General features: G+C 71.8%; 18 protein-coding genes and 1 pseudogene. 11 read left to right on the top strand and 8 right to left on the bottom strand.

The window, feature by feature from the left end:
- Positions 1–44 precede the first annotated feature (44 nt).
- The gene (locus CCZ36_RS16190) at positions 45–2162 is read right to left on the bottom strand and encodes an ATP-binding SpoIIE family protein phosphatase (RefSeq protein ID WP_128817937.1); all 2118 of its coding nucleotides are present in this window, start codon (positions 2160–2162) and stop codon (positions 45–47) included.
- Between the two features lie 165 nt (positions 2163–2327).
- Between CCZ36_RS16190 and aspS the strand changes: the two genes are divergently transcribed.
- Positions 2328–4121, top strand: a complete 1794-nt coding sequence (aspS, locus tag CCZ36_RS16185) for an aspartate--tRNA ligase (protein ID WP_065482488.1) — start codon at positions 2328–2330, stop codon at positions 4119–4121.
- Positions 4122–4358: 237 nt separating this feature from the next.
- On the top strand, positions 4359–5150 hold the full coding sequence (locus CCZ36_RS16180; protein WP_128817936.1) for a L,D-transpeptidase family protein: 792 nt from the start codon (positions 4359–4361) through the stop codon (positions 5148–5150).
- Positions 5151–5234: 84 nt separating this feature from the next.
- Here the strand turns inward: CCZ36_RS16180 and metG are convergent, their stop codons facing one another.
- The gene (metG, locus tag CCZ36_RS16175) at positions 5235–6848 is read right to left on the bottom strand and encodes a methionine--tRNA ligase (protein ID WP_069735773.1); all 1614 of its coding nucleotides are present in this window, start codon (positions 6846–6848) and stop codon (positions 5235–5237) included.
- A 182-nt stretch (positions 6849–7030) separates the two neighbouring features.
- On the opposite strand from metG, the gene CCZ36_RS16170 reads away from it, so the two are divergent.
- Both CCZ36_RS16170 and CCZ36_RS16165 read left to right on the top strand, forming a co-directional pair.
- A complete protein-coding gene (locus tag CCZ36_RS16170; RefSeq protein ID WP_164873620.1) occupies positions 7031–7723 on the top strand; it encodes a response regulator transcription factor in 693 nt (230 codons plus the stop codon).
- Positions 7720–8991, top strand: a complete 1272-nt coding sequence (locus tag CCZ36_RS16165) for a sensor histidine kinase (RefSeq protein ID WP_128817934.1) — start codon at positions 7720–7722, stop codon at positions 8989–8991. The genes CCZ36_RS16170 and CCZ36_RS16165 overlap by 4 nt, the downstream gene beginning before the upstream one ends.
- Here CCZ36_RS16165 and CCZ36_RS16160 read toward each other — a convergent pair.
- Positions 8925–10553 carry a VWA domain-containing protein gene (locus tag CCZ36_RS16160; RefSeq protein ID WP_128817933.1) on the bottom strand — a complete coding sequence of 543 codons (1629 nt, stop codon included), beginning with the start codon at positions 10551–10553 and terminating at the stop codon, positions 8925–8927. The genes CCZ36_RS16165 and CCZ36_RS16160 overlap by 67 nt on opposite strands.
- Before the next feature lie 306 nt (positions 10554–10859).
- Here CCZ36_RS16160 and CCZ36_RS16155 point away from each other — a divergent pair, with 306 nt between their 5' ends.
- A complete protein-coding gene (locus CCZ36_RS16155; RefSeq protein ID WP_128817932.1) occupies positions 10860–12929 on the top strand; it encodes a PhoX family protein in 2070 nt (689 codons plus the stop codon).
- 128 nt (positions 12930–13057) lie between these two features.
- Entirely contained in the window at positions 13058–13459 is a 402-nt protein-coding gene (locus tag CCZ36_RS16150) for an RNA-binding S4 domain-containing protein (protein WP_069743649.1), read from the top strand.
- Positions 13460–13571: 112 nt separating this feature from the next.
- Here CCZ36_RS16150 and CCZ36_RS16145 read toward each other — a convergent pair whose 3' ends face one another.
- Together CCZ36_RS16145 and CCZ36_RS16140 are read right to left on the bottom strand one after the other, a co-directional pair.
- Complete coding sequence (locus CCZ36_RS16145) at positions 13572–13817, bottom strand: DUF2630 family protein (RefSeq protein ID WP_069735778.1); 246 nt, start codon at positions 13815–13817, stop codon at positions 13572–13574.
- Between the two features lie 78 nt (positions 13818–13895).
- Positions 13896–14735 (bottom strand): hypothetical protein, encoded by an 840-nt coding sequence (locus CCZ36_RS16140; RefSeq protein ID WP_128819535.1) that lies wholly within the window; start codon positions 14733–14735, stop codon positions 13896–13898.
- A 216-nt stretch (positions 14736–14951) separates the two neighbouring features.
- Here CCZ36_RS16140 and CCZ36_RS16135 point away from each other — a divergent pair, with 216 nt between their 5' ends.
- The 5 genes and pseudogenes from CCZ36_RS16135 to CCZ36_RS16115 form a co-directional block, all read left to right on the top strand.
- Positions 14952–15359: a hypothetical protein gene (locus CCZ36_RS16135; protein WP_069735779.1), complete on the top strand. Its 408-nt coding sequence runs from the start codon at positions 14952–14954 to the stop codon at positions 15357–15359.
- A 134-nt stretch (positions 15360–15493) separates the two neighbouring features.
- Entirely contained in the window at positions 15494–16063 is a 570-nt protein-coding gene (locus CCZ36_RS16130) for an NADPH-dependent FMN reductase (protein WP_128817931.1), read from the top strand.
- Between the two features lie 133 nt (positions 16064–16196).
- Positions 16197–17168 (top strand): ATP-binding cassette domain-containing protein, encoded by a 972-nt coding sequence (locus CCZ36_RS16125; protein WP_069735781.1) that lies wholly within the window; start codon positions 16197–16199, stop codon positions 17166–17168.
- Positions 17165–18022, top strand: a complete 858-nt coding sequence (locus CCZ36_RS16120; protein WP_069735782.1) for an ABC transporter permease — start codon at positions 17165–17167, stop codon at positions 18020–18022. Before CCZ36_RS16125 ends, CCZ36_RS16120 begins: the two co-directional genes overlap by 4 nt.
- Positions 18023–18127: 105 nt before the next feature.
- Positions 18128–18364: pseudogene (locus CCZ36_RS16115) on the top strand (MerR family DNA-binding transcriptional regulator); the annotation flags it as partial.
- Between the two features lie 150 nt (positions 18365–18514).
- Here CCZ36_RS16115 and CCZ36_RS16110 read toward each other — a convergent pair.
- From CCZ36_RS16110 to CCZ36_RS16100, 3 genes are all read right to left on the bottom strand, one after another.
- Positions 18515–22057, bottom strand: coding sequence for an ATP-binding protein (locus CCZ36_RS16110; protein ID WP_128817930.1), 3543 nt, complete (start codon positions 22055–22057; stop codon positions 18515–18517).
- A 132-nt stretch (positions 22058–22189) separates the two neighbouring features.
- The gene (locus tag CCZ36_RS16105) at positions 22190–22612 is read right to left on the bottom strand and encodes a universal stress protein (protein WP_069743653.1); all 423 of its coding nucleotides are present in this window, start codon (positions 22610–22612) and stop codon (positions 22190–22192) included.
- 126 nt (positions 22613–22738) lie between these two features.
- Positions 22739–23398, bottom strand: coding sequence for an FMN reductase (locus CCZ36_RS16100; RefSeq protein WP_128817929.1), 660 nt, complete (start codon positions 23396–23398; stop codon positions 22739–22741).
- Positions 23399–23401: the final 3 nt, after the last annotated feature.

Here is a 23401-nt window from a genome sequence, read left to right as displayed (position 1 = left end):
TGGGGCGGTGGCCCGCGCTCCGGGGGCCCGGGGCCCTCACCCGCTCAGGAAACCCCCGGCTCATCCGACTCGTACAGCTCGAACCAGATCGACTTCCCCTCTCCCCGCGGGTCCACCCCCCACGCGTCCGCCAGCATCTCCATCAGCACCAGCCCCCGCCCGCTGGACGCCATCTCGCCCGGTCTCCGCTTGTGCGGCAGCTCGTCACTGGCGTCCGCGACCTCGACCCGCAGCCGCCGCTCGCCCTGCTCGCCGGAGACCTCCGCCACCATCAGCGCGTCCCCGTCCGTGTGGACGAGCACATTGGTGGCCATCTCGGAGACCATCAGGACCGCCGAGTCGACCTGCTCGGGATCGCTCCAGTCGTGCAGCAGCTCGCGCACCAGCTGCCGCCCCACCGAGATCCGCTCCGGCTCGGCCTGCGCGATGGTCAGGACGCTGCGGCGGGGCGGCGTCTCCGGGGCCCGGGCACTCTCGCGCCGCAGCACCAGGACCGCGATGTCGTCCTCCCGCCGGTCCGCGAGCGGCCCTGTCGTGTAGTGCGAGGTCGGCCCGTGGACGGCCTGGACCAGCGAGTCGGCGAGCTGTTCCAGGTCCTCGACCGGCTTCTCCAGGACCGGGCGCAGCCGGGACCAGCCGGTGGCCATGTCGTGCCCGCCCGTCTCGATGAGGCCGTCCGTGCACAGCATGATCGTCTCGCCGGATTCCAGGACCACCCGGGTGGTGGGGTAGTCGGAGTCCGTCTCGATCCCGAGCGGGAGCCCGCCGGCGGTCTGCCGGATCACCGCGGTCCCGTCGGCGCTGATCACCACCGGGTCGGGGTGGCCCGCGCGGGCGATGTCCAGGGTCCCGGCCTCCGGGTCGACCTCGGCGTACAGGCAGGTCGCGAAGCGCGGCGCCGCGGGTTCCTCGTCGCCCTCGACGCTCTCGTACGCGTCGGTGAGCCCGGACAGGAAGCGGGAGGCCCGGGCGAGCACGGCGTCCGGGCGGTGCCCCTCGGACGCGTAGGCGCGCAGAGCGATGCGGAGCTGGCCCATCAGGCCGGCGGCCCGCACGTCATGACCCTGGACGTCGCCGATGACCAGGGCGATGCGGCCGTTGGGCAGCGGGATCATGTCGTACCAGTCGCCGCCCACCTGGAGCCCGCCACCGGTCGGCACGTACCGCGCGGCCACCGTCATCCCGGGGATCTCCGGGCCCAGGGTCGGCATCATCGAGCGTTGGAGCCCCAGGGACAGCTCGCGTTCCGTCTCGGCGACCCCGGCGCGGGCCAGGGCCTGGGCGAGCATCCGCGCGACCGTCGAGAGCACCGCGCGCTCGTCCGGGGAGAACGCCACCGGGTGCTGGAACCCGGCCATCCAGGCCCCCATCGTGCGGCCGGACGACACCAGAGGCAGGAAGGCCCAGGACTGCCGTCCGAAGCGGCGGGCGAGCGGCCAGGTGGCCGGGTAGCGACGGCGGTACTCGTCGGGGGAGGGCAGGTAGATCGCGCGGCCGGTGCGGACGACCTCGGCAGCCGGGTAGTCGGTGTCCAGGGGCATGTCGGTGAAGGGTTCCTCGTCCCCCATGCTGTGCCCGTGATGCCCGATGATCGTCAGCCGCTCCCCGGCGGCGCCGAAGACCGCGAGGCCGTCCGGGGAGAAGCCCGGCATGGACAGGGACCCGGCGACCCGCAGCACCTCCGCGGTGGACCGGGCCTCGGCCAGCGCGCGTCCGGCGTCCAGGAGGAACGCCTCCCGGGACCGCCGCCAGTCCCCGGTGATCGGTGTGTGGGCGGCGTCGGTGGCGCCGGGCTGCGGTTCGGCGACCTCCTGGAGCGTGCCGTAGAGGACGTAGGCCTCGCTGTCGGCCTCCTCGCCCGTCCGGTGGACGGGCTTGGAGCGGCTGCGCACGGTACGCAGGACCTGTCCGCGCTCGTCCACGATCCGCAGCCGCGCCTCGGCGAGACTGCCCTCGGCGACCGCGAGGTTCACGACGCCGTAGATCTCGTTCCAGTCGACCGGGTGGAAACGGGAGCGCACCGCGGACTCCCGGTAGTTGCCGGGCTCGGGAGGCAGGCCGATCAGCCGGGCCGCTTCCGCGTCGAGCGTGACCGTGCCGGCTGCGTTGTCCCAGCGCCACAGGCCCGTCGCGATCGCGGCCAGGACTTCCTCGGTGCGCATTGCCCCACTTTAGGAAGATGTGCTCGGTGGACGCCACCGAGAGGCCGCCACCTGCCCAGGGGCGGACGGGTGCGGCGGCACGAAGGGAAATGAAGCCTCCCGGCGCCGGGCGGTAGCCTGGGGAGGCTCAATCCACACCTAACCGCGAAGACTGGATGAACGACGATGCATCGGTACAGGTCCCACACCTGCGGCGAGCTCCGCGCCTCTGACGTCGGCACCGACGTCCGGCTGAGCGGCTGGCTGCACAATCGCCGAGACCTGGGCGGCATCCTCTTCATCGATCTGCGCGACCACTACGGTCTGGTGCAGCTCGTCGCCCGCCCCGGCACCCCCGGCAACGAGGCCCTGGCGAAGCTGACCAAGGAGACCGTCGTCCGGATCGACGGCAAGGTCTCCGCGCGCGGCGCCGACAACGTCAACCCGGAGCTGCCGACCGGCGAGATCGAGATCGAGGTCTCCGAGGTCGAGGTGCTCGGCGAGGCCGCCCCGCTGCCCTTCACGATCAACACCGAGGACGGCGTCAACGAGGAGCGGCGCCTGGAGTACCGCTTCCTCGACCTGCGGCGCGAGCGCATGCACCGCAACATCATGCTGCGTTCGGCCGTGATCGCCTCCATCCGCTCCAAGATGGTGGCCCTCGGCTTCAACGAGATGGCGACCCCGATCCTCACCGCGACCTCCCCCGAGGGCGCCCGTGACTTCGTCGTCCCGTCCCGGCTGAACCCCGGCAAGTTCTACGCGCTGCCGCAGGCCCCGCAGCAGTTCAAGCAGCTGCTGATGATCTCGGGCTTCGACCGCTACTTCCAGATCGCGCCCTGCTTCCGCGACGAGGACGCCCGCGCGGACCGCTCGCCGGGCGAGTTCTACCAGCTCGACGTCGAGATGTCCTTCGTCGAGCAGGAGGATGTCTTCCAGCCGATCGAGAAGCTGATGACCGAGCTCTTCACCGAGTTCGGTAACGGCCGCGAGGTCACCTCGCCGTTCCCGCGCATTCCGTTCCGCGAGTCGATGCTGAAGTACGGCAACGACAAGCCGGACCTGCGCGCCAAGCTGGAGCTCGTCGACATCTCCGACGTCTTCGCCGACTCCGGCTTCAAGGCGTTCGCCGGCAAGCACGTCCGCGCTCTGCCGGTCCCCGACACCGCGGGTCAGTCCCGGAAGTTCTTCGACGGCCTCGGTGAGTACGCCGTCGAGCACGGCGCCAAGGGCCTGGCCTGGGTGCGTGTGGGCGAGGACGGCACGCTGGCCGGACCGATCGCCAAGTTCCTCACCGAGACCGACGTCAAGACGCTCACCGAGCGCCTCTCGCTGGTCCCGGGCCACGCCGTCTTCTTCGGCGCGGGCGAGTTCGACGAGGTCTCCAAGATCATGTCGGCGGTCCGGGTCGAGGCCGCCAAGCGCGCCGGCCACTTCGAGGAGGGCGTCTTCCGGTTCTGCTGGATCGTCGACTTCCCGATGTACGAGCGGGACGAGGAGACCGGCAAGATCGACTTTTCGCACAACCCCTTCTCGATGCCTCAGGGCGGCCTGGCCGACCTGGAGGAGAAGGACCCGCTGGACATCCTCGCCTGGCAGTACGACATCGTCTGCAACGGCATCGAGCTGTCCTCGGGCGCCATCCGTAACCACGAGCCCGAGCTGATGCTCAAGGCCTTCGAGATCGCCGGTTACGACCGCGAGACCGTCGAGCACGAGTTCGCGGGTATGCTCCGCGCGTTCCGCCTCGGGGCTCCGCCGCACGGTGGCATCGCCCCCGGCGTGGACCGCATCGTCATGCTGCTCGCGGACGAGCCGAACATCCGTGAGACCATCGCCTTCCCGCTCAACGGCAACGCCCAGGACCTGATGATGGGCGCCCCGACCGAGCTGGACGAGACCCGCCTGCGCGAGCTGAACATCCAGCTGCGCAAGCCGGTCGCCGCGAAGGGCGCGTCGGAGAAGCCCGCCGACAAGTAGTCCGTACGGGCCCGCCCTACGGATGTTTCACGTGAAACAGCCCCCGATCACCCGATCGGGGGCTGTTTCGTTGCCTACCCGCGAGCGCCGGTGACGGCCGGGCGACGCCGTACAGCCGGATGGCCCCGGTTCGGGTTCGGCCGGGGCGGGCCCGGCAAAGACTGGCACCGAGACACCCCTCTCACAGCCCGTCCTGCCGTGTCGCGCCGCCCGCCGCCATCCGAGGAGCCCACCGACGTGTCCCTCCCCCGCCGCCCACCCGCTCTGCTCGCCGCGCTCTTCCTCGCCCTGGCCCTCCTGCTCGCCGGCTGCTCCTCCGGCACCGCTCCGGAGAAGGCCCCGGTCGGCGTCCCGGGACAGGGTGCCGCGGGCCCGCAGTCCGACGCCGCGTCCACGCTCCGGACCTCCCCCGGCCCGGTGCCGGTCCCGAGCCCCGCCGAGATCCCGGACCTGGGACCGGAGACCCTGGCCCAGATCCCCGCCGAGGCCCGGCAGGCCTTCGTGGTGACCGGCGAGGAGGCCGACTCCTACCGCTCCAGCGCGGTCCTGTACAGCCGCGCGGACCCGGCCCAGGGCTGGGAGCCGGTCGCGGGACCCTGGCCCGCCCACAACGGCATGGACGGGTGGACGGACCACCATGTGGCGGGCGACCGCAGGTCGCCCACGGGTGTCTACACCCTCACCGACGCGGGCGGCCGGCTCCCCGACCCCGGGTCACTGCTGCCGTACGACGAGCACCCCCGGTTCGCGGTCGACGGCGAGGGCTTCTTCGGCGAGCCGCTGGAAGGCTCCTTCGACTACGTCGTGGCGATCAACTACAACCGCAAGGAGGGCGTCAGCCCCCTGAACCGCACCCGCCCGCTCGGCCTGGAACGCGGCGGCGGCATCTGGATCCACGTCGACCACGAGGGCCCGACCCAGGGTTGCGTCTCCCTTCCCGAGGAACGCATGGAGGAACTCCTGCGCACCCTGGACCCGGAGATGAACCCGGTGATCGTGATGGGGGATGCGGTGTCGCTGAGGCGGTGAGGGAAGCCGGGGAGCAGGGGGAAAACGCGAGGAGCCCGGGACCGCTGTTCGCGGTTCCGGGCTCCCGGCGTCTGTATGGAGGGGTTACGCCGACTTCTCCTCCAGGCGCGGGAACAGCACCGCGCCCTTCGTCACCGTCGCGCCCGCGGGCAGGACACCCCACGCACCCGCGTCCTGGACCTTCTGGTCGGCCAGGGCGCCCAGGGACTCTCCGGCGCCCAGGGACTCCCAGAGCTTCTGCGAGGTCTCCGGCATCACCGCGTTGAGTAGCACCGCGATCCCGCGCAGCGACTCGGCGGCCGTGTAGAGGATGGTCGCCAGGCGGGCCTGGCCCTCCGGGGTGGTGTCTTTGGCCACCTTCCACGGCTCCTGCTCCGTGATGTAGCCGTTGACCTGCTTCACGAAGTCGAAGATCGCGAGGATGCCGCCCTGGAAGTCCAGCTCCTCGCCGATCTTCCGGTCGGCCGTCGCCACGGCCTTCGCCAGACCGTCCCGCACGGCCTGCTCGGCGTCACCGGCGGCCGTGTCCTGAGGCAGCGCCCCGCCGAAGTACTTGCCGACCATCGCCGCCACGCGCGAGGCGAGGTTGCCGTAGTCGTTGGCCAGCTCGGAGGTGTAGCGGGCGGAGAAGTCCTCCCAGGAGAACGACCCGTCGCTGCCGTAGGAGATGGCCCGCAGGAAGTACCAGCGGTACGCGTCCACGCCGAAGTGCGAGGTCAGGTCCTGCGGCTTGATGCCGGTCAGGTTCGACTTGGACATCTTCTCGCCGCCGACCATCAGCCAGCCGTTGGCGACGACCTTGCCCGGCAGCGGCAGACCCTGCGCCATCAGCATCGCGGGCCAGATCACCGAGTGGAAGCGCAGGATGTCCTTGCCGATCAGGTGCACGTTCGCCGGGAACGTCCCGTCGAACTTCTCCTGATTGGCGCCGTAGCCGACCGCCGTCGCGTAGTTGAGCAGCGCGTCGACCCACACGTAGATGACGTGCTTGTCGTCCCACGGCACCGGGACGCCCCAGTCGAACGTCGAGCGCGAGATCGACAGGTCCTGCAGACCCTGCTCGACGAAGTTCACGACCTCGTTGCGAGCCGACTCGGGCTGGATGAAGTCCGGGTTCGCCGCGTAGAACTCCAGCAGCTTCGGGCCGTACGCGCTGAGTTTGAAGAAGTAGTTCTCCTCCTTGAGGAGCTCCACCGGCTTCTTGTGGATCGGACAGAGCTTCTGACCGGCGAACTCGCCCTCGCCGTCGATCAGATCGCCGGGGAGCTTGTACTCCTCGCAGCCCACGCAGTAGGGGCCCTCGTACCCGCCCTTGTAGATCTCGCCCTTGTCGTACAGGTCCTGCACGAACTCCTGCACACGGTCGGTGTGCCGCTTCTCCGTCGTCCGGATGAAGTCGTCGTTGGCGATGTTCAGATGCTCCCAGAGGGGCTTCCACGCCTCCTCGACGAGCTTGTCCGCCCAGGCCTGCGGAGTCACGTTGTTCGCCTCGGCCGTGCGCATGATCTTCTGACCGTGCTCGTCCGTGCCGGTGAGGTACCACACCTTCTCGCCGCGCTGGCGGTGCCAGCGCGTGAGCACGTCGCCCGCGACGGTCGTGTAGGCGTGGCCCAGGTGAGGAGCGTCGTTGACGTAGTAAATGGGGGTCGAGACGTAGTACGCCGTCGCCCCCTGCTTCTCGGATCCAGTGGCCGCCATGGTCGAAATCCTAACGGCCCGATCAACATCCACTCACATCGATAAGCGGCGGTCCGTGCGCGGACGGAGGAAGGCCCTCCGGTGGAGAGCTTTGCGAAACATCCCCTCACGTCATGGTTCCCGTAGCAAAGTCGCATCCTGGGAGGGAGCGGACAAGCGTGCACGAGGCAGGGGACATCACCATGCGGGTACTGGTCGCCGAGGACGAGGAGATCCTCGCGGAGCTGGTCGCCACCGGACTGCGCCGGGCCGGATTCGCGGTCGACACGGTGTACAGCGGGGACGCGGCCCTCGCCTACCTCGGCCTCCACGACTACGACGTCGTCGTCCTCGACCGCGACCTCCCCCGGGTCCACGGCGACGACGTGGCCCGCCGGCTCGTCGCCTCCGGCTCCCGCACCCGGATCCTGATGCTCACCGCCTCCGGAGCCATGGAGGACCGGGTCGCCGGGCTCGATCTGGGGGCCGACGACTACGTCAGCAAACCGTTCGAGTTCCCCGAGCTGGTCTCCCGGGTACGCGCCCTCCGTCGGCGCAGCGCCCGGCCCGTACCGCCCCAGCTGGAACGGCACGGCATCCGGCTCGACACGGTTCGGCGGTCCGCGCTCCGCGACGGCCGGGACCTCGACCTCTCCCCCAAGGAGTTCACCGTGCTGCAACTGCTCCTGGAGGCCGACGGCGGCACGGTCAGCGCGGAAGAGCTGCTGGAGCGGGCCTGGGACGCCAACGCCGACCCTTCCCCAGGCTCTCAGCTGTCGTTCGAGCAGGGGAGACCCCATCCCGGGGCCGTGCGCGTCTGCATGAGCAAGCTCCGCGCCAAGCTCGGTGAGCCCGCGCTGATCCGCACCGTGCAGGGCGTCGGGTACGCCCTGTGAGGCGGCCGTCCCCGCTGCGGCGGCTGGTGGACGCCTCGAAGCTGCCGCACTCGACGATCCGCACCCGCATCGCCCTCGTGTACGGCGGTGCCTTCCTGGTGCTCGGCACTGCCCTGCTGGCCACGGTCAACCTGGCCTCCCGCGCCGGTACGGAGACCGAGGCACGGGCCATCGCCTCCACGGCGGTCGTCGTCGTCCCGCCCGGTTACGCCGTGGACGGCCCCTTCATCGCCCGCAGCTCCATCGGATCGTCCACCGCCTACGAGCTCACCGACCATGTCAGCGACGCGGCGGGCAAGCAGCTCCTGAACTGGTCGTTCGCCGCGCTGCTGGTGATGACGGCGGGCGCGGTCGGGGTCGGCTGGTGGATAGCGGGCCGGGTGCTGCGGCCGGTCCACGCGATGACCGCGAAGGCCCGTCGGCTCTCCGAGAAGACCCTGCACGAGCGGATCGCCTCCAGCGGCCCGGACGACGAGCTGAAGGAGCTGGGCGAGACGCTGGACGCGCTGTTGGGGCGGCTGGAGAAGGCCTTCGACAGCCAGCGGAGATTCATCGCGAACGCCTCGCACGAGCTGCGGACCCCGCTGGCCACCCAGCGCGCCGCGATCCAGATCGGGCTGGACGACCCGTCCCCCGAGGACCTCGTCCGCACCCGGCAGACCCTGCTGGACACCAACCGGCGCAGCGAGCGGCTCATCGAGGGGCTGCTCGTGCTGGCCCGCAGCGAACGGGGCCTGGCCGCGGACGAACGCGAGGCGGTCCGCCTCGATCACGTGGTCAGGGAGGAAGCGGCCCGGTACCCGAATCCGACGGTACGGGGCAGGGGCGGCGACGGGCCGGTGGTGAACGTCGCGGTGGCCGCCTGTTCCGTGCGCGGCAACCGGCTGCTCCTCGCCCGGCTGGTGGCGAATCTGCTGGCCAACGCGGTCACGTACAACGTGCCGGGCGGCTCGGTGGAGGTCTGCCTGAGCGAAGAGGGGGCCCTGCTGGTGCGCAACACCGGGCCGGTGGTCTCCGAGGCGGATGTCGCGGGGTTCTTCGAGCCGTTCCGGCGGGGCGAGGGCCGGGACCGGATGGGCCCGGGGTCGGGCCTCGGTCTGTCGATCGTCCGGTCGATCGCGGTGGCCCACGGCGGTACGGTCACGGCGGTGCCGGGCCCGGGGGGCGGCGGCCTCGCCGTGACCGTACGACTGCCGGTCGATCAGGCCCCGGAGCCGGCCTCACGCGTGGTGGTCCATTCCGGCAGCCCGGCGAGGACCTCCCGGTAGAGCTCGGCGTCCGCGACCTCGCGGGGAGCCGGTCCCGCGTGGAAGAAGCCGGCGTTCGGGGCGTCGAGCTTCCGCAGGAAGTCGAAGCCCTTCGCGTCCTGGTCGCCGAAGGCGACGAACTGGAAGAACAGCGGCAGTCGTGCCGCGTCCGCGAGGGCCTGCCGAGCGGCCTGCTTGGCGTCCGGCGGGCCGTCCGTCTGGAAGATCACGAGAGCCGGGCCGGTGGCCTCCGCCTTCTCGTAGTCCGCGACGACTTCCTCGACCGCGCGCTCGTAGTGCGTCCGGCCCAGTCGGCCGAGCTCCGCGTGCAGTTCGTCGACGCGGCCCTCGTGACCGGAGAGTTCGAGGGATCCGGTGCCGTCGATGTCCGTCGAGAAGAAGACGACCCGCACGGTGGCGTCCTCGTCCAGGTGCGCGGCGAGCGCGAGCGTCCGGTCGCCCAGGTGCTGGGCGCTGCCGTCCTTGTAGAACGGTCGCATCGAGCCGGAGCGGTCGAGCACCAGGTAGACGCGGGCGCGGAGCCCGGTCAGCCCGTGCGCCTTGAGCGCCGCCTGGGCCGCCTTGTACGGGGCGACGAGCTGCGGAGCACGCGACTTGACCCGCGCGAGCGTGGTGGCGGGCTTGCCGGGGGCGGGCTCCGATGCGGCCGGAGGCGGCTCCTCGGCTGCGACGGGTGTCGCCGGGGTCTCCACGACCTCCGGGGCTTCCGCGACGACCGGGGTCTCTGCGACCGCCGTCGGCTCCGGAGTCGCGGGTGCGGCGGGTGCCGCAGGGGTCTCCGCGACGGCCGGGACGTCGGTGACCGCCGGGGTCTCCGGGACTACCGTGGTCTCCGCGGTGGCCGGGGACTCTGCGGTGGCCGGGGACTCTGCGGTGGCCGGTGCCGTCGCGGCTTCGGGGGCCTCGGTGGCCTTGGGGGCGTCCGGGGCCTCGGTGGCCCGGGGCGTCTCCGGCGTGCTCTTCGGGGCCTCCGCCGGTGCTTCCGCCTCCGCCGACGTCGGTTCGGGCGTGGACTCCTGAGCCGGTGCGTCCTTCGAGGGCTCGTCGAGGTCGAGGTCGATCGTGATCGGCGCCGGCGCCGGCTCGGCCGCCCCGGTCGCGACGGGCTCCTCGACGACCACCGGCTCGTCCGCCGGTACGGGCTCCTGGGCCTTCTCGGCGGCTACCGGCTCCTCGGGCTGCTCAGCCTTCGGGGTGTCCTTCGGGACCTCTGCCGGAGCGTCGTCCAGGGCGCCCTCCGGGGCCGGCCCCTGTGCCGGGACGGTCGGTGACGCCGACGTGGCGGACGCCTTGTCGAAGGCCTCCGCCACCAGGTCGACGGCCAGTGAGCCGTCACGGTCCGTGGACCCGGCCTCGGAGGACGAGGGCGAGGGTGAGACAGAGGGCGAAGCCGGGGCCGGGATCGACGCCTTCGGCTCCGCCGCGGGCTCGGCCGCCGAAGTGGTCTCCGTATCCGTCTCCTTGGACTGAGTGCGCTCGGCCTGGGGCGGGACGGTGGCCGTGGTCGGCTCGTCCTGCTCCGTGCGGCCGAACACCTTACGCAGCAAGCTCCGAATGCCCATGGGCGAGGCCTTTCGCATGAGTTGAGTGCGGTGAATGTCCGACCTGAGGTGAATTCATCCCTGGCCAGGACGGATACGTAAGGTTAGCGGCCGGATCCGGCCGTACGCCGGTGCGGCCCACCCCTGCGTCAACCGAGCCGAAACCGTTCCCGGACCGAGTCCACCGTGGTGTCCATGACGGTGTCCACCACCGCCCCCCGAAGGAACAGCGGTGGCCCGGACTTCACCCGCCGTTCACCGGGAGTCCCTCGGACCGGGTGGAGGCACACCTACCGTCACGCACGACACCAGACGGAGGGAATCCACGTGCGTCATCTGCTGCCGTTCATCAGCCCGCATCCCGGTGGGCGTTCCGCCCTGACCTGCCGTTTCCGCTGTGGGGACGCCTGCTTCAAGGAGACGCCCAACAACAGTGACAACGAGTACGCCGGCGACATCATCGCCGGTGCCGTGTCGCGCCGTTCGATGATGCGCGCCGCCGCCGTGGTCACCGTCGCCACCGCTGCCGGAACCGCCGCGCTGGCCGGCCCGAGCGCCCCGCAGGCCGAGGCCGCCGCGCTCGCCGGACACGGCAACAAACCGGGCCGCCCCCACCAACCGGGGGCGTCCGGCGCGCGTGGCCTGCGGTTCTCGCCGGTCGCACCCAACAAGGACGACAAGGTCACGGTCCCCGACGGGTACGCCCAGAACGTGGTGATCCGCTGGGGCGAGCCGATCCTGCGCGGCGCGCCCGCCTTCGACCCGGACAAGCAGACGGCGAAGGCGCAGGCGGGCCAGTTCGGTTACAACAACGACTTCCTCTCCCTGCTCCCGCTGCGCGGCGAGCGCGGCCGGCAGGTGATGGTCGCGAACCATGAGTACACGGACGAGATCCTCATGTTCCGCGGCTACGATCCGGCCAACCCGACCCGAGAGCAGGTGGAGATCGCCTGGGCGGCACACGGACTCTCCGTGGTCGTCGTCCAGGAGGAGCACCGCACCGGCAAGCTGGGCCCGGTCAACCGGCACCCGCTGAACCGCCGGCTGACCGCGACCAGTGAGTTCCGCATGACGGGTCCGGCAGCGGGGAGCGCCCTGCTGCGCACGTCGGCCGACCGCACCGGCCGCAAGGTGCTCGGGACCCTCAACAACTGTGCGGGCGGCACCACTCCGTGGGGCACCACGCTGCACGGCGAGGAGAACTTCAACCAGTACTTCGCCAACGGCACCACCGCCATGCACAAGCGGTACGGGATCGGCACGGGCGCCTCCGAGCGCAAGTGGGAGCGGTTCGACCGGCGGTTCGACCTGGCGAAGGAGCCCAACGAGGCCAACCGCTTCGGCTGGGTCGTCGAACTCGATCCGTACGACCCGGACTCCACCCCGCGCAAGCGGACCGCGCTGGGCCGGTTCAAGCACGAGGCGGCGGAGCCCCGGCTCACCTCCGACGGCCGCCCGGTCGTCTACATGGGCGACGACGAGAAGTTCGACTACCTGTACAAGTTCGTCTCCAGCAAGCGGATGAAGAAGGGGAACTCGCGTGCCGCCCGCGAGCACAACCTGACGCTGCTCGACGAGGGCACGCTGTACGTCGCCAAGTTGACCGGGGACTCGCCGGTCAACGAGATCGACGGCACCGGAAAGCTTCCCAACGACGGGGAGTTCGACGGCAGCGGGGTCTGGATCCCGCTGGCCACCGGCACCACCTCGCACGTCCCGGGCATGACCGCCGAAGAGGTGTACGTCTACACGCGGCTCGCCGGTGACAAGGTCGGCGCGACCAAGATGGACCGCCCCGAGGACGTCGAGCCCTCGCCGCGCACCGGCCGGGTCTACGTGGCGCTCACCAACAACTCGGACCGTGGCAAGGAGGGCAAGCCCGGCGCGGACGAGGCGAACCCGCGCAACGCCAACAAGCACGGTCAGATCCTGGAGCTCGCGGAGAACTGGGACGACCCGACGAGCGACGGCTTCGCCTGGCGGTTGTTCCTCGTGGCGGGCGACCCGGACGACCCTGCGACGTACTTCGCCGGCTTCCCCAAGGAGAGCGTCAGCCCCATCTCCTGCCCGGACAACGTGGCGTTCGACGCCCACGGCAACCTGTGGATCTCCACGGACGGCAACAAGCTCGGCTCGCACGACGGGCTGTTCGGCGTGGCGACCCACGGTGACCGGCGCGGCGAGCTGAAGCAGTTCCTCACCGTCCCGACCGGGGCCGAGACCTGCGGTCCGGTCATCCAGGACCGCCGGGTCCTGGTGGCGGTCCAGCACCCGGGCGAGATCGACGGCGCCTCCGTGGAGAAGCCGGCGAGCGTCTGGCCCGACGGACCGGGCAGGATCGTCCGCCCCTCGGTCGTCGCCGTCTGGCGCAAGGACGGGCGCGACATCGGCGTGTAGGCCCGGCCGGGAGTACGCGTGAGGCCCGGCAGGAATCACGTGAGGCCCGGCAGGAATCAGGGGGCCGGGCGGCGGGCGGGGGCTTATTGCCTCTCGCCCGCCGCCCGGTCCGCATTAGAGTCGAAGTCATGGTTTCCGGTGACGCGCCACAGGCGGAGGGAAGCGTCCGGGTCGACGTGTGGATCTGGTCGGTCCGGCTGACGAAGACCCGTGCCCAGGCCGCCGCCGCCTGCCGGGCGGGACATGTGAAGGTCGGCGGGGATCGGGCCAAGCCGGCACAGGCCCTACGCGTCGGCGACGAGGTGCGGCTCCGGCACGCGGGGCGGGACCGGGTGGTGGTCGTCTCGAAGATCGTGAAGAAGCGGGTCGGCCCGCCGGTGGCCGTGGAGTGCTTCGTCGACCACAGCCCGCCCCCGCCGCCCCGTGAGATCGCGATCCAGGTGCCCGTACGGGACCGGGGCGCGGGCCGCCCGACCAAGCGCGACCGCCGGGAGATGGAACGTCTTCAGGGCCGTTCGCCGGAGAGCTGAGGCCGCGGCGAGAACGGAGGCCACGGCGGACTCCGGGCTCGGTGTCTCTCGTGTTCGGTGGTTCACGGACCCGGTGGTTCACCCGACCCGGTGTTTCACGTGAAACGCCGGGTCAGCTCTGGTACCCCTCCACTTCGTTCGCAGGGCGGACTTTCGCCGTCGAGGGATCCTCGCCGTACTCGCTGAGCGCCCGCCGCCGACGCAGCAGGTCCCAGCACTGGTCGAGCTGGACCTCCACCGCGCGCAGTCGGGCCTTCTCGTCCGTCGACAGGCCCATCTTCGCCACGGAGCGGTCGCGCAGAACGCGCTCCTCGGAGACCAGTTCGTCGATGTGCGCGAAGATGTCGCTGTCGGCCATGACGCCTCTTTCGGGTTCGTTCGGGGGCGGTCGTCGCTCGGTGGCGGCCGCGGATCCCACTCTCACCCGGCCACCGCCTCATCGCACGTCGGCCGGGGCCTTCCCGCGCCCCAGGAGCACCCGGGCCAGCACCGCCCCAACCAGCAGGGCCGCACCGACCGCCAGCACCCACCACACCGTGGTCCGCAGCGAGGAGGTCAGGGCGTCGACCACCGCGGCGGCCGCGTCCCGGTCGCTGCCCGGCACTTCGTCCAGCACCCGGCTGCGGCCGATCGCAATCAGTACCCGGAGCACGACCGCTCCGAGCACGAACCCCGCACCCACGACCGCAGTGGCCCGCAGCCCGGCCCGTAGCCCGCCCCGCACGCTCGCGATGCCCACGACCAGGACGAGGAGCACCAGCGTGGCGACGGCCGGCCAGATGCTGCAGTAGCGGAGCCACCGGAAGGAGTCCCGGAGTTCGTCGGCCTGACCGGGGCCGAGCAGGGTGATCTCCGTACGCTCGACGGGGATCTGGTCCGCGAACGGCACTCCGTCGCGCACCAGGTCCTGTTTGACCTGGTCGATCACCGGGGCCAGATCGATCGTGACGGCCTGTCCGCTGTCGCCGTCCAGGGCGGCCTTCACCGCTCGGTGGGCGGCGCGGTTCGCGCTGTCCCAGGCGTTGCGGTAGGCCTCGGTGGTGGTGAACGACCGCACGGTCTCGTGCAGGAACTCCTGGACCGTGTCCTGGAGCGGACCGAGATCGATCTGCCGCATCGCCTCCTCGGTGACCAGGTCCGCGACGGTGGCCTGGACCGCCGGGTCGGAGGAGAGCGGCGACACGGCGGCGACGTACCGGTCGGTGTCGTCGATCTCCAGGTCGACCCAGGCGGAGAGCGCGCTCAGCGGCACGAGGACGGTGAGCAGGACAAGCAGAACCGCCGAGAGAGCCGCCGAGGTCGCCGAGAACGCCGAGGCCGGGGGAGGGGGGCGGGGATGTGGCCGGGGGAGAGGTCCGCACGTTTCCAGACAATCCCGTCCGGGGCCGGGCCGCTCCGGACGGTACGCCATTCGAGTTGCCGGGTGGCGCGGGTGGGTGTGCTCTGGAGGAACGGGGGCGTGCGACGGGGGCGACGGAAGGAGCTGTCCGCGATGGCCACACACGCAGCCATGCCCGGCCGAAGGGGGGCCCGCGCCCACGCGCGGCCCCGTCACCACACCCCCCTCGCCTGGGCACTGCCTCTGGTGCTCGGCGTGATCTACGGGTTCTACGCGGCGTTCATCCGCCGCGACGGCGGTCCCAGCACCGGCGGGCAGGTTCTGCTCGGTCTCGTCTCCGGGGTCGCACTGGCGGCCCTCTGCTTCGCGCTGGGCCGGATCCAGCGCTCTCTGCCGCGCGAGCTGCGGGCCGCCGCGTACGGTGCGTTGACCGCGTGTGCGATCGGCTTCCTGGTGAGCCTCACCGATACCAGCGTGCTGCGGTCGACCGGCCTGGGGCTGGCCGTCGGGGCGGGCGTCCTCGTCGTGTCGTACTACTACCTCTACTCGCGGGAGACCTGAGGCCCGTCGGGTGTACGGGCTCTCCGACCGTGTGCGCGGCCGCCAGATTGAATCTGGCGGCCGCGCCTCCGCGTCTGGCGCCCATGAGGTGAGGGAGCGGAACGGCTCGGCCGGACCGGGAGGAGGAACGAGCGATGGCGACGGACAGCGCTCCGCTGCGGGTAGCGGTGATCATCGGCAGTACCCGCGAGGGCCGCATCGGCGATGCGGTCGGCCGCTGGTTCATGGAGCGGGCCCAGCACCGGAGCGAGCTGGATCTCGCCGTGCTCGACCTCGCCGATTTCGACTTCCCCGTGCACTACCCGGGGCGGGCGACCGACCAGATGACGGCGTTCACCGAGGAGATCGCCAGGGCCGAGGCCTTCGTCGTGGTCACCCCGGAGTACAACCGCTCGTTCCCCGCCTCCCTGAAGCAGGCCATCGACTTCGCCTACGACGAGTGGCAGACCAAACCGGTCGCCTTCGTGAGCTACGGTCACGGTTCCGCCGGGCTGTACGCCGTGGAGCAGCTCCGCTCGGTCTTCACCGAGCTGCACACGGTGACCCTGCGGAACGGGGTCGCGCTCGACGTCCTCCAGCAGCCGCTGGAGGAGCACCCCGGCGACACCGGGCGGGACCGGTCCGTGGGTCTCATGCTCGACCAGCTCGGCTGGTGGGGCTGGGCCCTGCGCGAGGCGCGCGCCGTCCGCCCCTATGTCTCATGAGCGGCTGCGTCTCCTGAACGATGACGTTTCACGAGCAGCCGGAGCCGGAGCCGGAGCAGGAGCAGCACGCGTCAGGACGCGGATCTCGGACGCGGATCACAGACTTCCACCGACGACCACCAAGGAATGGATCATGAGTACTGAACTGGCCATCGAGACCACGGGGCTGGTGAAGGTCTTCGGCGACAACCGCGCGGTGGACGGCATCGACCTCGCGGTCCCCAAGGGCACCGTCTACGGCGTCCTCGGACCCAACGGGGCCGGCAAGACCACCGCCGTGCGTATGCTCGCGACGCTGCTGCGCCCCGACGGCGGCTCGGCCCGGGTCTTCGGCAAGGACGTCGTGAAGGACGCCGACGCGGTCCGCGGCCGGATCAGCCTGACCGGCCAGTACGCCTCGGTGGACGAGGACCTGACCGGCACGGAGAACCTCATCCTGCTCGCCCGGCTGCTGGGCCACTCCAAGCGTTCCGCCCGGAACCGGGCGGAACAGCTGCTCGACGGGTTCGGGCTGAGCGAGGCGGCGGGCAAGCAGGTGAAGAACTACTCGGGAGGCATGCGGCGGCGCATCGACATCGCCGCGTCCATCCTGAACACCCCGGACCTGCTGTTCCTGGACGAGCCGACCACCGGACTCGACCCCCGCAGCCGCAACCAGGTGTGGGACATCGTGCGGGCGGTCGTCGCCCACGGCACCACGGTCCTGCTGACCACGCAGTATCTGGACGAAGCCGACCAGTTGGCCTCCCGGATCGCGGTGATCGACCAGGGCAAGGTCATCGCCGAGGGCACCAAGGGCGAGCTCAAGGCCTCCGTCGGCGCCGGCACCGTCCATCTGCGGCTGCGGGACGCCGATCAGCGGGCCGAGGCGCAGAAGGTGCTGGCGATCGCGCTGAACGCGGAGGTCCAGCTGGACGCGGACCCGGTGGCGCTGACCGCCCGGGTCGACGGGCAGAGCACCGAGCAGGGCGCTGCGGAGCACGCCGGGCGCGCCTTGGCCGAGTTGGCCCGGTGCGGCATCACGGTCGACAACTTCTCGCTGGGACAGCCCAGCCTCGACGAGGTCTTCCTCGCACTCACGGACAAGAAGGGAGTGGCGGCATGAGCACCGCGACCGCCAAGACGGATATCGAGGACGTCGCGCTCGCCGCGCCCGACCAGGAACGCCTCTCGGCGCTCCTGGTGGGCCAGGACCGCCCGCCGAGGCCCAGCGCCCTGTCGGCATCGCTGGCGTTCGGCTGGCGCGCCATGCTGAAGATCAAGCATGTGCCGGATCAGCTCTTCGATGTGACGGCTTTCCCGATCATGCTGGTCCTGATGTACACGTACCTCTTCGGAGGGGCGCTGGCCGGCTCCACGGAGGAGTACATCCAGTTCCTGCTGCCCGGCATCATGGTGATGAGCGTCGTGATGATCACGATGTACACGGGTGTCGCGGTGAACACGGACATCGCCAAGGGCGTCTTCGACCGGTTCCGTACGCTGCCGATCTGGCGCCCCGCCCCGATGGTCGGCTATCTGCTCGGCGACGTCCTGCGCTATCTGCTGGCGTCGGCGGTCATGCTCTCCATCGGCATGCTCATCGGGTTCCGTCCCGAGGGCGGGGTGCTCGGCGTGCTGGCGGGTGTCGCCCTGCTGATCGTGTTCTCCTTCGCGTTCTCCTGGATCTGGACCATGTTCGGGCTGCTGCTGCGCTCCGAGAAGTCGGTGATGGGCGTCAGCATGATGGTGATCTTCCCGCTGACCTTCCTCAGCAACGTCTTCGTCGACCCCAGGACGATGCCGGGCTGGCTCCAGGCCTTCGTGAACAACAGCCCGGTCACCCACCTCGCCACGGCGGTGCGTGAGCTGATGGCGGGCAACTGGCCGGCCGCCGACATCGCCTGGTCGCTGGGGTGGGCCGGGGTGCTCTTGGTGGTCTTCGGCGTGGTGACGATGCGGCTGTACAACCGCAAGTGACCGGGCTCCGGCAGGGTTCGCTCCGGCGTCCTTGACCTTCCCCGCGGGGGAAGGCCCAGCATCGGTGGGGCCGGGCGGAAGGCGCCCGGTACGAGGAGGCACGGGGTGGAACGCGAAGGCCGTGCGACGGGCGCCGCCGGCGGGGAGCTGGTGACGATCGGGGAGTTCGCCCGGTTGTCCCGGCTCTCCGCCAAGGCGCTCCGGCGCTACGACGAACTGGGTCTGCTCCGGCCCGCGCTGGTCGACCCGGTGAACGGCTACCGGTACTACGACCCGGCGCAGGTGGAGGGGGCCCGGCTCGTGGCGTGGCTGCGCAGGATCGGCATGCCGCTGAACCGGCTCGCGGCGGACGACCCGGAGGAGGCGGTACGCCGGTTGGTCGGCCTGGCCCGCGAGGCGGGCGCCCCCGACAACGTGGCGTGTGCCGTGGCCGACGTGGTCGTCGAGGAATAGCGGTGCCGGCCCCGTGGGCCAGGGCGTCGGCCCCGTGGGTCAGAGGCGCCAGTCGGGGGCGTGCTCGGGGCGGTAGGCGCAGGTGGTCCCGGTCGTCACGGAGGCCTTGAGGTGGGCGGCCAGCGCGGGGTGCAGGTTCTCCAGCTTGCGCAGGGTGTCACGGATCCGGGCGGTGACTGTCTTGCGGGCCCGCTCGGTCTGGTCGCCCAGCCGACGGGTCCGGCCGCCGAGCCCGGCCGCGGTGCGCAGTTCGTCCAGGAGGGCCTGCCGCTCCCGGTCGTACTTCTCCACCTGCTGGGTGTCGTCCCGGGCGGCCGCTCGGTCTATCTCGGCGTCCAGCCGGTCCAGGTGTTCCTTGTAGCGGCGCTTGGCCTCCTCGTCGAGCACCGGATCGCCGCCGAGCTGTCCGGCCGCGACGACGAGGTCCCCGCCCTCGGGGGCGAGGAGCCGGACGGCCGGGACGTCGGCGCCGGGCAGCCCCAGCAGGCTGTGCAGGTCCCGCAGGCCCTTGGCGTCCGGGACGTGCACCGTCACCCCGTCCCACCGAAGCTGCCACACCGGCCCGTTCCGCCGGAACTCGGCGGACGGCCCGGCCGAGGCGGAGGCCTCCCCGCGGCCTGCCCCGGCGGCGCTCCGGCTCGACGCAGGGTTCGCGTTCGATCCCGGCCCCGGACCGGGCCCCGGCCCCGGCGTCGAGGTCCGTGAGACGGAAGTGGCTGCGGAGGCATCGGCAGCCGCGGCGGTCGGCGCAAGGACGGCAGTGGCGGCGGCCGTGGTCCCGGAGGCCGCCATGGGTGGGGCCGTACGGAGGGAGGCGGCCTCGGCCTGCACGTGGTCCAGGGACAACTCGCCGGCCTCCCGGGCCACTTCACCGAGCAGCCGACGCGCCTGCCCGACGTCGTCCGCGCCGAAGCCCTGAGCCCGGGTCACGTCGGCACCGCCCACTCCGGCACCACCCGCACCGGAGCGGGCGAGCAGGGAACGGGCCAGGCAGAGCCGGGCGCGTAGGGCCCAGGGGCGGGCGCCGAGGCGGTCCGAGGAGGCGGCGGCCTCGGTGAGCGCCGCGACAGCCGCGTCCTGGTCGTCGCGTGCGGCGGCGAGCATCCCGAGCCAGAGGTCGACGGGGCCGCCGATGTCACACCCGTACAGCGAGACGACCCACTGGCCCGTGTACGGGGTCAGCTCGTCCTCCGCGCGGGCGATCAGACGCCGGTCGCCCGTCACCGCCGCCGCCTGGGCCAGCAGCCTGAGCCAGAGCGGCATGAACGTCCGGGGGTAGGGGGCGGGGCGTTCCGCGTGCTCGGCGATCAGGCGCAGCGCGGGCGTGGCGTCGCCCTGCTCCACCGCGGTGACCGCCTCCAGCAGCGCGGGAAAGGGATACCCGGAGGCCGGAAGCTCGGCGAGGACCTCCTCGGCCTCGGCGAAGTGGCCCCGGAGCAGGTGCATCGCCCAGCGCAGGTGGTGCCCCATGAATCGGAAGGCCGCGTGGTCGTTGTTCTTCGGGTCGAGCGAGTCGTCCTCCAGCGCGGTGGCCGCCTCGGCGAACCGGCCTTGCAGGGAAGCGATCAGGCTGCTGTCGACGGCGACCCCCAGGGCGAACCGGGGCAGCGCGGTCACCTCCGCGAGCCGGACGAACGTACGGAACTGGTCGAGGAAGGCCGGGTCGCCCAGCTCCAGCAGCGCCACCCAGCGCATGGACGCCGCGTGCAGCTCCATGTCCTGGTGCCCTGAGCGCCGGCCGACGACGGTCATCTCGTCGGTCAGCCCGAGCCGCTCCACCGCCGAACCGAGTCCCCACACGGAGTCGTGGCGTGCCCAGAGCGAGAAGGCGAGCGCCTCGTCGTCCGAGCCGCTCCGGGCCAGTGCCATGAAGTGGATGGCCAGCTCCTGGGCGAGCCGGTCGTCGGAGAGGCTCTCCTGGCCCTCCTTGCCGGTGATCCTGCGGTGCGCCTCGGCGAGCAGGCCCTTCGTGGACACGCCGGGGTTGCCCAGGAACCCGTCGCCGTGAAGGGTGACCGCGACCCGGCCCAGCAGCTCCGGGTCGTCCAGCTCCCGGGCCCGGGCGACCGCCCCGTCCAGCAGGCGCTGCGCCTCGGCGGCCTGCCCTGCGTGCCGGAGCTGTCCGGCGAGGTCGAGACCGATCAGCGTGGCCCGCCGGAGGTCGGGGTCCTCGCCGCAGGCCACCGCGAGGGCGCGCCGGTAGTGTTCGGTGGCCTCCTCGTCGGCCAGGCGCCCCGAGGCGTCCCGGGCGGCCGCCAGCAGCAGGTCGATCCGGCGGTCGCGCTCCAGCGCGTCGCCGGCGAGATGGGCGTGCCGGGCCAGGGCGCCGGGTGGCACCGCGTCGGCGAGGCCGCCGTGCGCGTCCAGGGCGCGTACGGCCGAGGCATGGCGTTCGCGGGCCTCGGCGTCGTCCAGCGAGGCGTACAGCGTCTCGCGCAGGAGGTCGTGGGCGAAGGCGTACCGGCCGGACGGGCGGGGAGTGACGACCCGGGCGACCACGGCCGACTCCAGCAGCCGGTCCACGAGGGGGACCGGCGCGCCGTGCACGACGGCCAGCACCTGCCGGCGGAACTCCCGGCCGAGCAGAGCGGCGCTGGTCAGCAGCGAGACGACCGGCTCGGGCAGCAGGGCGAGCCGCTGCCGGACCGCTTCCCGCACACCGGGCGGAATGGTGGAGACCGGGGCTCCGCTGTGCCAGAGGCGGGCGGTCTGCTCGACGAAGAAGGGGTTGCCGCCGGTACGCCGATGGACCTCGTCGACCAGCCGCGGCGCGGGCTCGCGGCCCGTCGTCACCGTCATCAGCGCGCCCACCTCGTCCCGGCCGAGGCCGGTCAGGGTGAGGGTCGCGGCGGCGCGTGAGACCAGCGGCAGGATCAGCTGCTGGAGTGGATGCCCCGGGGCCTCCACCTCGACGTCCCGATAGGTGCCGATGAGCAGCAGCCGCTCGAACCAGGCGTGCTGGGCGGCGAATTCGAGCAGCCGCAGGGAGGCCGGGTCGGAGCTGTGCAGATCGTCGAGGACGACCACCAGCGGCCGGCTCTGGGAGACCGCGACGAGGGCCGTGGTCACCGCGTCGAAGAGCCCGAAGGCCTCGGCGCCCTCCGACGGGCCCTCCGGTGGGGCCTCCGACGTGCCCCGGTTGGGCGAGCCCTCGCCCGGCCCCCCGTCCGCCCTGGGCCCGCCGCCGTGAACACCGACCGCACCGGCTTCCGCGCCGGGCTCGCCCCCGTGAGCGCCACCTGTGGCGACCCCGGCCGGGTCGCCGAGGAGCACGGCGAGCCGGCCGTCCGACGCCTCCTGGGCCGCCGCCCATTCCGCCGCCGTGGCCGAGCGGCGCAGGCCGCGCAGGATCTGGACCCAGGGCCAGTACCCCGGGGTGTTGTCCGAGTCCCAGCAGGAACCCCCGACCACCAGCGCCCCGCGCCGCCGCGCCTCGTGTGCGGCGTCCGTGACGAGGGTGCTCTTGCCGATCCCCGCCTCGCCGGTGACCAGCACGAGACCGCCGTGGCTGTCCGTGGCCCGGGCGATCTCCGAGCGGAGGACGCCTGCGGGGTGGTCGCGCCCGAAGAGAGCAGGGGTCATGACCACACGATAGGAGCCCCCACTGACAACGGCCCCTTGTTTCTTCGCGGAGCGGACCGCCCGACTCCTCCGCCAGCCGGCCCACTCCTCCGTCAGCCGCCCGGCCCCTCCGTCAGGCGTCCCCCTCCTCCGTCAGTCGCGGACCACCGTCACCGGGCACGGCGCGTGCTGGGTGACGTGGAGGCTGACCGAGCCGAGCAGGGTGGCCTTGAAACCGGTGTGGCCGCGGGCTCCCACGACGAGCAGCTCGGCGCCCTGGGCACGGTCCAGCAGGGCCTGGGCCGGGTTGCCGATGACCACGACCTTGCTGACCGCGGCGGCTCCCGCGGCGCCGAGGGCCTCCTCCAGCGCCTCGTTGAGGGAGACGGTGGCCACGGCCTGCGGGTCGAAGTCCTCCGGCATGCCCGGCATCATCGACGCCCAGCTGGTGGCGGGATACTCCCAGCTGTTCACGGCCTCCACCGTCGCGCCGGTCAGCTCGGCCTGGCGTACGGCCCAGTGCAGTGCCTTGATCGAGGAGTCGGAGCCGTCGACGCCCACAACGATCCTGCCCATATCTGCCTCCAGCTCGGTCGCGCTCGGTACAGCATCCGATCTCACTGTAATCAAGCAGGGCAAACGGGGCGGGTCGATGTGATCCGCCCCGACCGCCCCGCCCTGCTGCGCGCTCCGCGTCCCGCCTCAGTCCAGCCGCAGGTCCGCGAGCTGCTGCTCGAAGGGGACGACCGCGTCCTCCCCGTCGTCCGGGCCCGGGGTCCGCGAGGCCCCGGAGACCGTACGGCCCAGGACCGCGGAGGCCAGCTCGCCGCCCGCGCGCCGGATCCGGGAGGGCAGGCCCTCGGTGTACTCGTCGCCCGAGGAACCCCAGTCCTCCGAGGCCGCGTAGACGGAGGTGGGCACGGTGACGGCCCGCAGATAGGCGAAGAGCGGGCGCAGGGCGTGCTCCAGGACCAGTGAGTGGCGGGCCGTGCCGCCCGTCGCGGCGATGACGACGGGCTTGCCGGTCAGCGCGGTGTGGTCGATCAGGTCGAAGAAGGACTTGAACAGACCGCTGTACGAGGCGGTGAAGACCGGCGTCACGGCGATCAGCCCGTCGGCCTCCGTCACCGCGTCGATCGCCTCGCGCAGCCCGGCCGACGGGAACCCGCTGACCAGGTGGTTCGCGATGTCCACGGCGAGATCGCGCAGCTCGATGACGTGGACCTCGACGTGTCTGTCCTGCTCCGCCGCGAGGCGCTCACGGGTGGCGGCGGCCAGCCGGTCGGCCAGCAGCCGGGTGGAGGACGGCTGGCTCAGCCCGGCCGATACGGCGACGATGCGCAGCGGTGTGGTGGCGAACATCGA

The organism is Streptomyces sp. S063 (assembly GCF_002832675.1).
GTDB classification, from domain to species: domain Bacteria; phylum Actinomycetota; class Actinomycetes; order Streptomycetales; family Streptomycetaceae; genus Streptomyces; species Streptomyces sindenensis.
This window is presented reverse-complemented; position numbering and strand designations above follow the sequence as displayed.

Coding starts and splice junctions, on each gene's coding strand:
- CCZ36_RS16190 (WP_128817937.1), bottom strand. CDS start 2,162: ATGCGCACCGAGGAAGTCCTGGCCGCGATCGCGACGGGCCTGTGGCGC.
- aspS (WP_065482488.1), top strand. CDS start 2,328: ATGCATCGGTACAGGTCCCACACCTGCGGCGAGCTCCGCGCCTCTGAC.
- metG (WP_069735773.1), bottom strand. CDS start 6,848: ATGGCGGCCACTGGATCCGAGAAGCAGGGGGCGACGGCGTACTACGTC.
- CCZ36_RS16170 (WP_164873620.1), top strand. CDS start 7,031: ATGCGGGTACTGGTCGCCGAGGACGAGGAGATCCTCGCGGAGCTGGTC.
- CCZ36_RS16160 (WP_128817933.1), bottom strand. CDS start 10,553: ATGGGCATTCGGAGCTTGCTGCGTAAGGTGTTCGGCCGCACGGAGCAG.
- CCZ36_RS16150 (WP_069743649.1), top strand. CDS start 13,058: ATGGTTTCCGGTGACGCGCCACAGGCGGAGGGAAGCGTCCGGGTCGAC.
- CCZ36_RS16145 (WP_069735778.1), bottom strand. CDS start 13,817: ATGGCCGACAGCGACATCTTCGCGCACATCGACGAACTGGTCTCCGAG.
- CCZ36_RS16135 (WP_069735779.1), top strand. CDS start 14,952: ATGGCCACACACGCAGCCATGCCCGGCCGAAGGGGGGCCCGCGCCCAC.
- CCZ36_RS16130 (WP_128817931.1), top strand. CDS start 15,494: ATGGCGACGGACAGCGCTCCGCTGCGGGTAGCGGTGATCATCGGCAGT.
- CCZ36_RS16125 (WP_069735781.1), top strand. CDS start 16,197: ATGAGTACTGAACTGGCCATCGAGACCACGGGGCTGGTGAAGGTCTTC.
- CCZ36_RS16120 (WP_069735782.1), top strand. CDS start 17,165: ATGAGCACCGCGACCGCCAAGACGGATATCGAGGACGTCGCGCTCGCC.
- CCZ36_RS16110 (WP_128817930.1), bottom strand. CDS start 22,057: ATGACCCCTGCTCTCTTCGGGCGCGACCACCCCGCAGGCGTCCTCCGC.
- CCZ36_RS16105 (WP_069743653.1), bottom strand. CDS start 22,612: ATGGGCAGGATCGTTGTGGGCGTCGACGGCTCCGACTCCTCGATCAAG.
- CCZ36_RS16100 (WP_128817929.1), bottom strand. CDS start 23,398: ATGTTCGCCACCACACCGCTGCGCATCGTCGCCGTATCGGCCGGGCTG.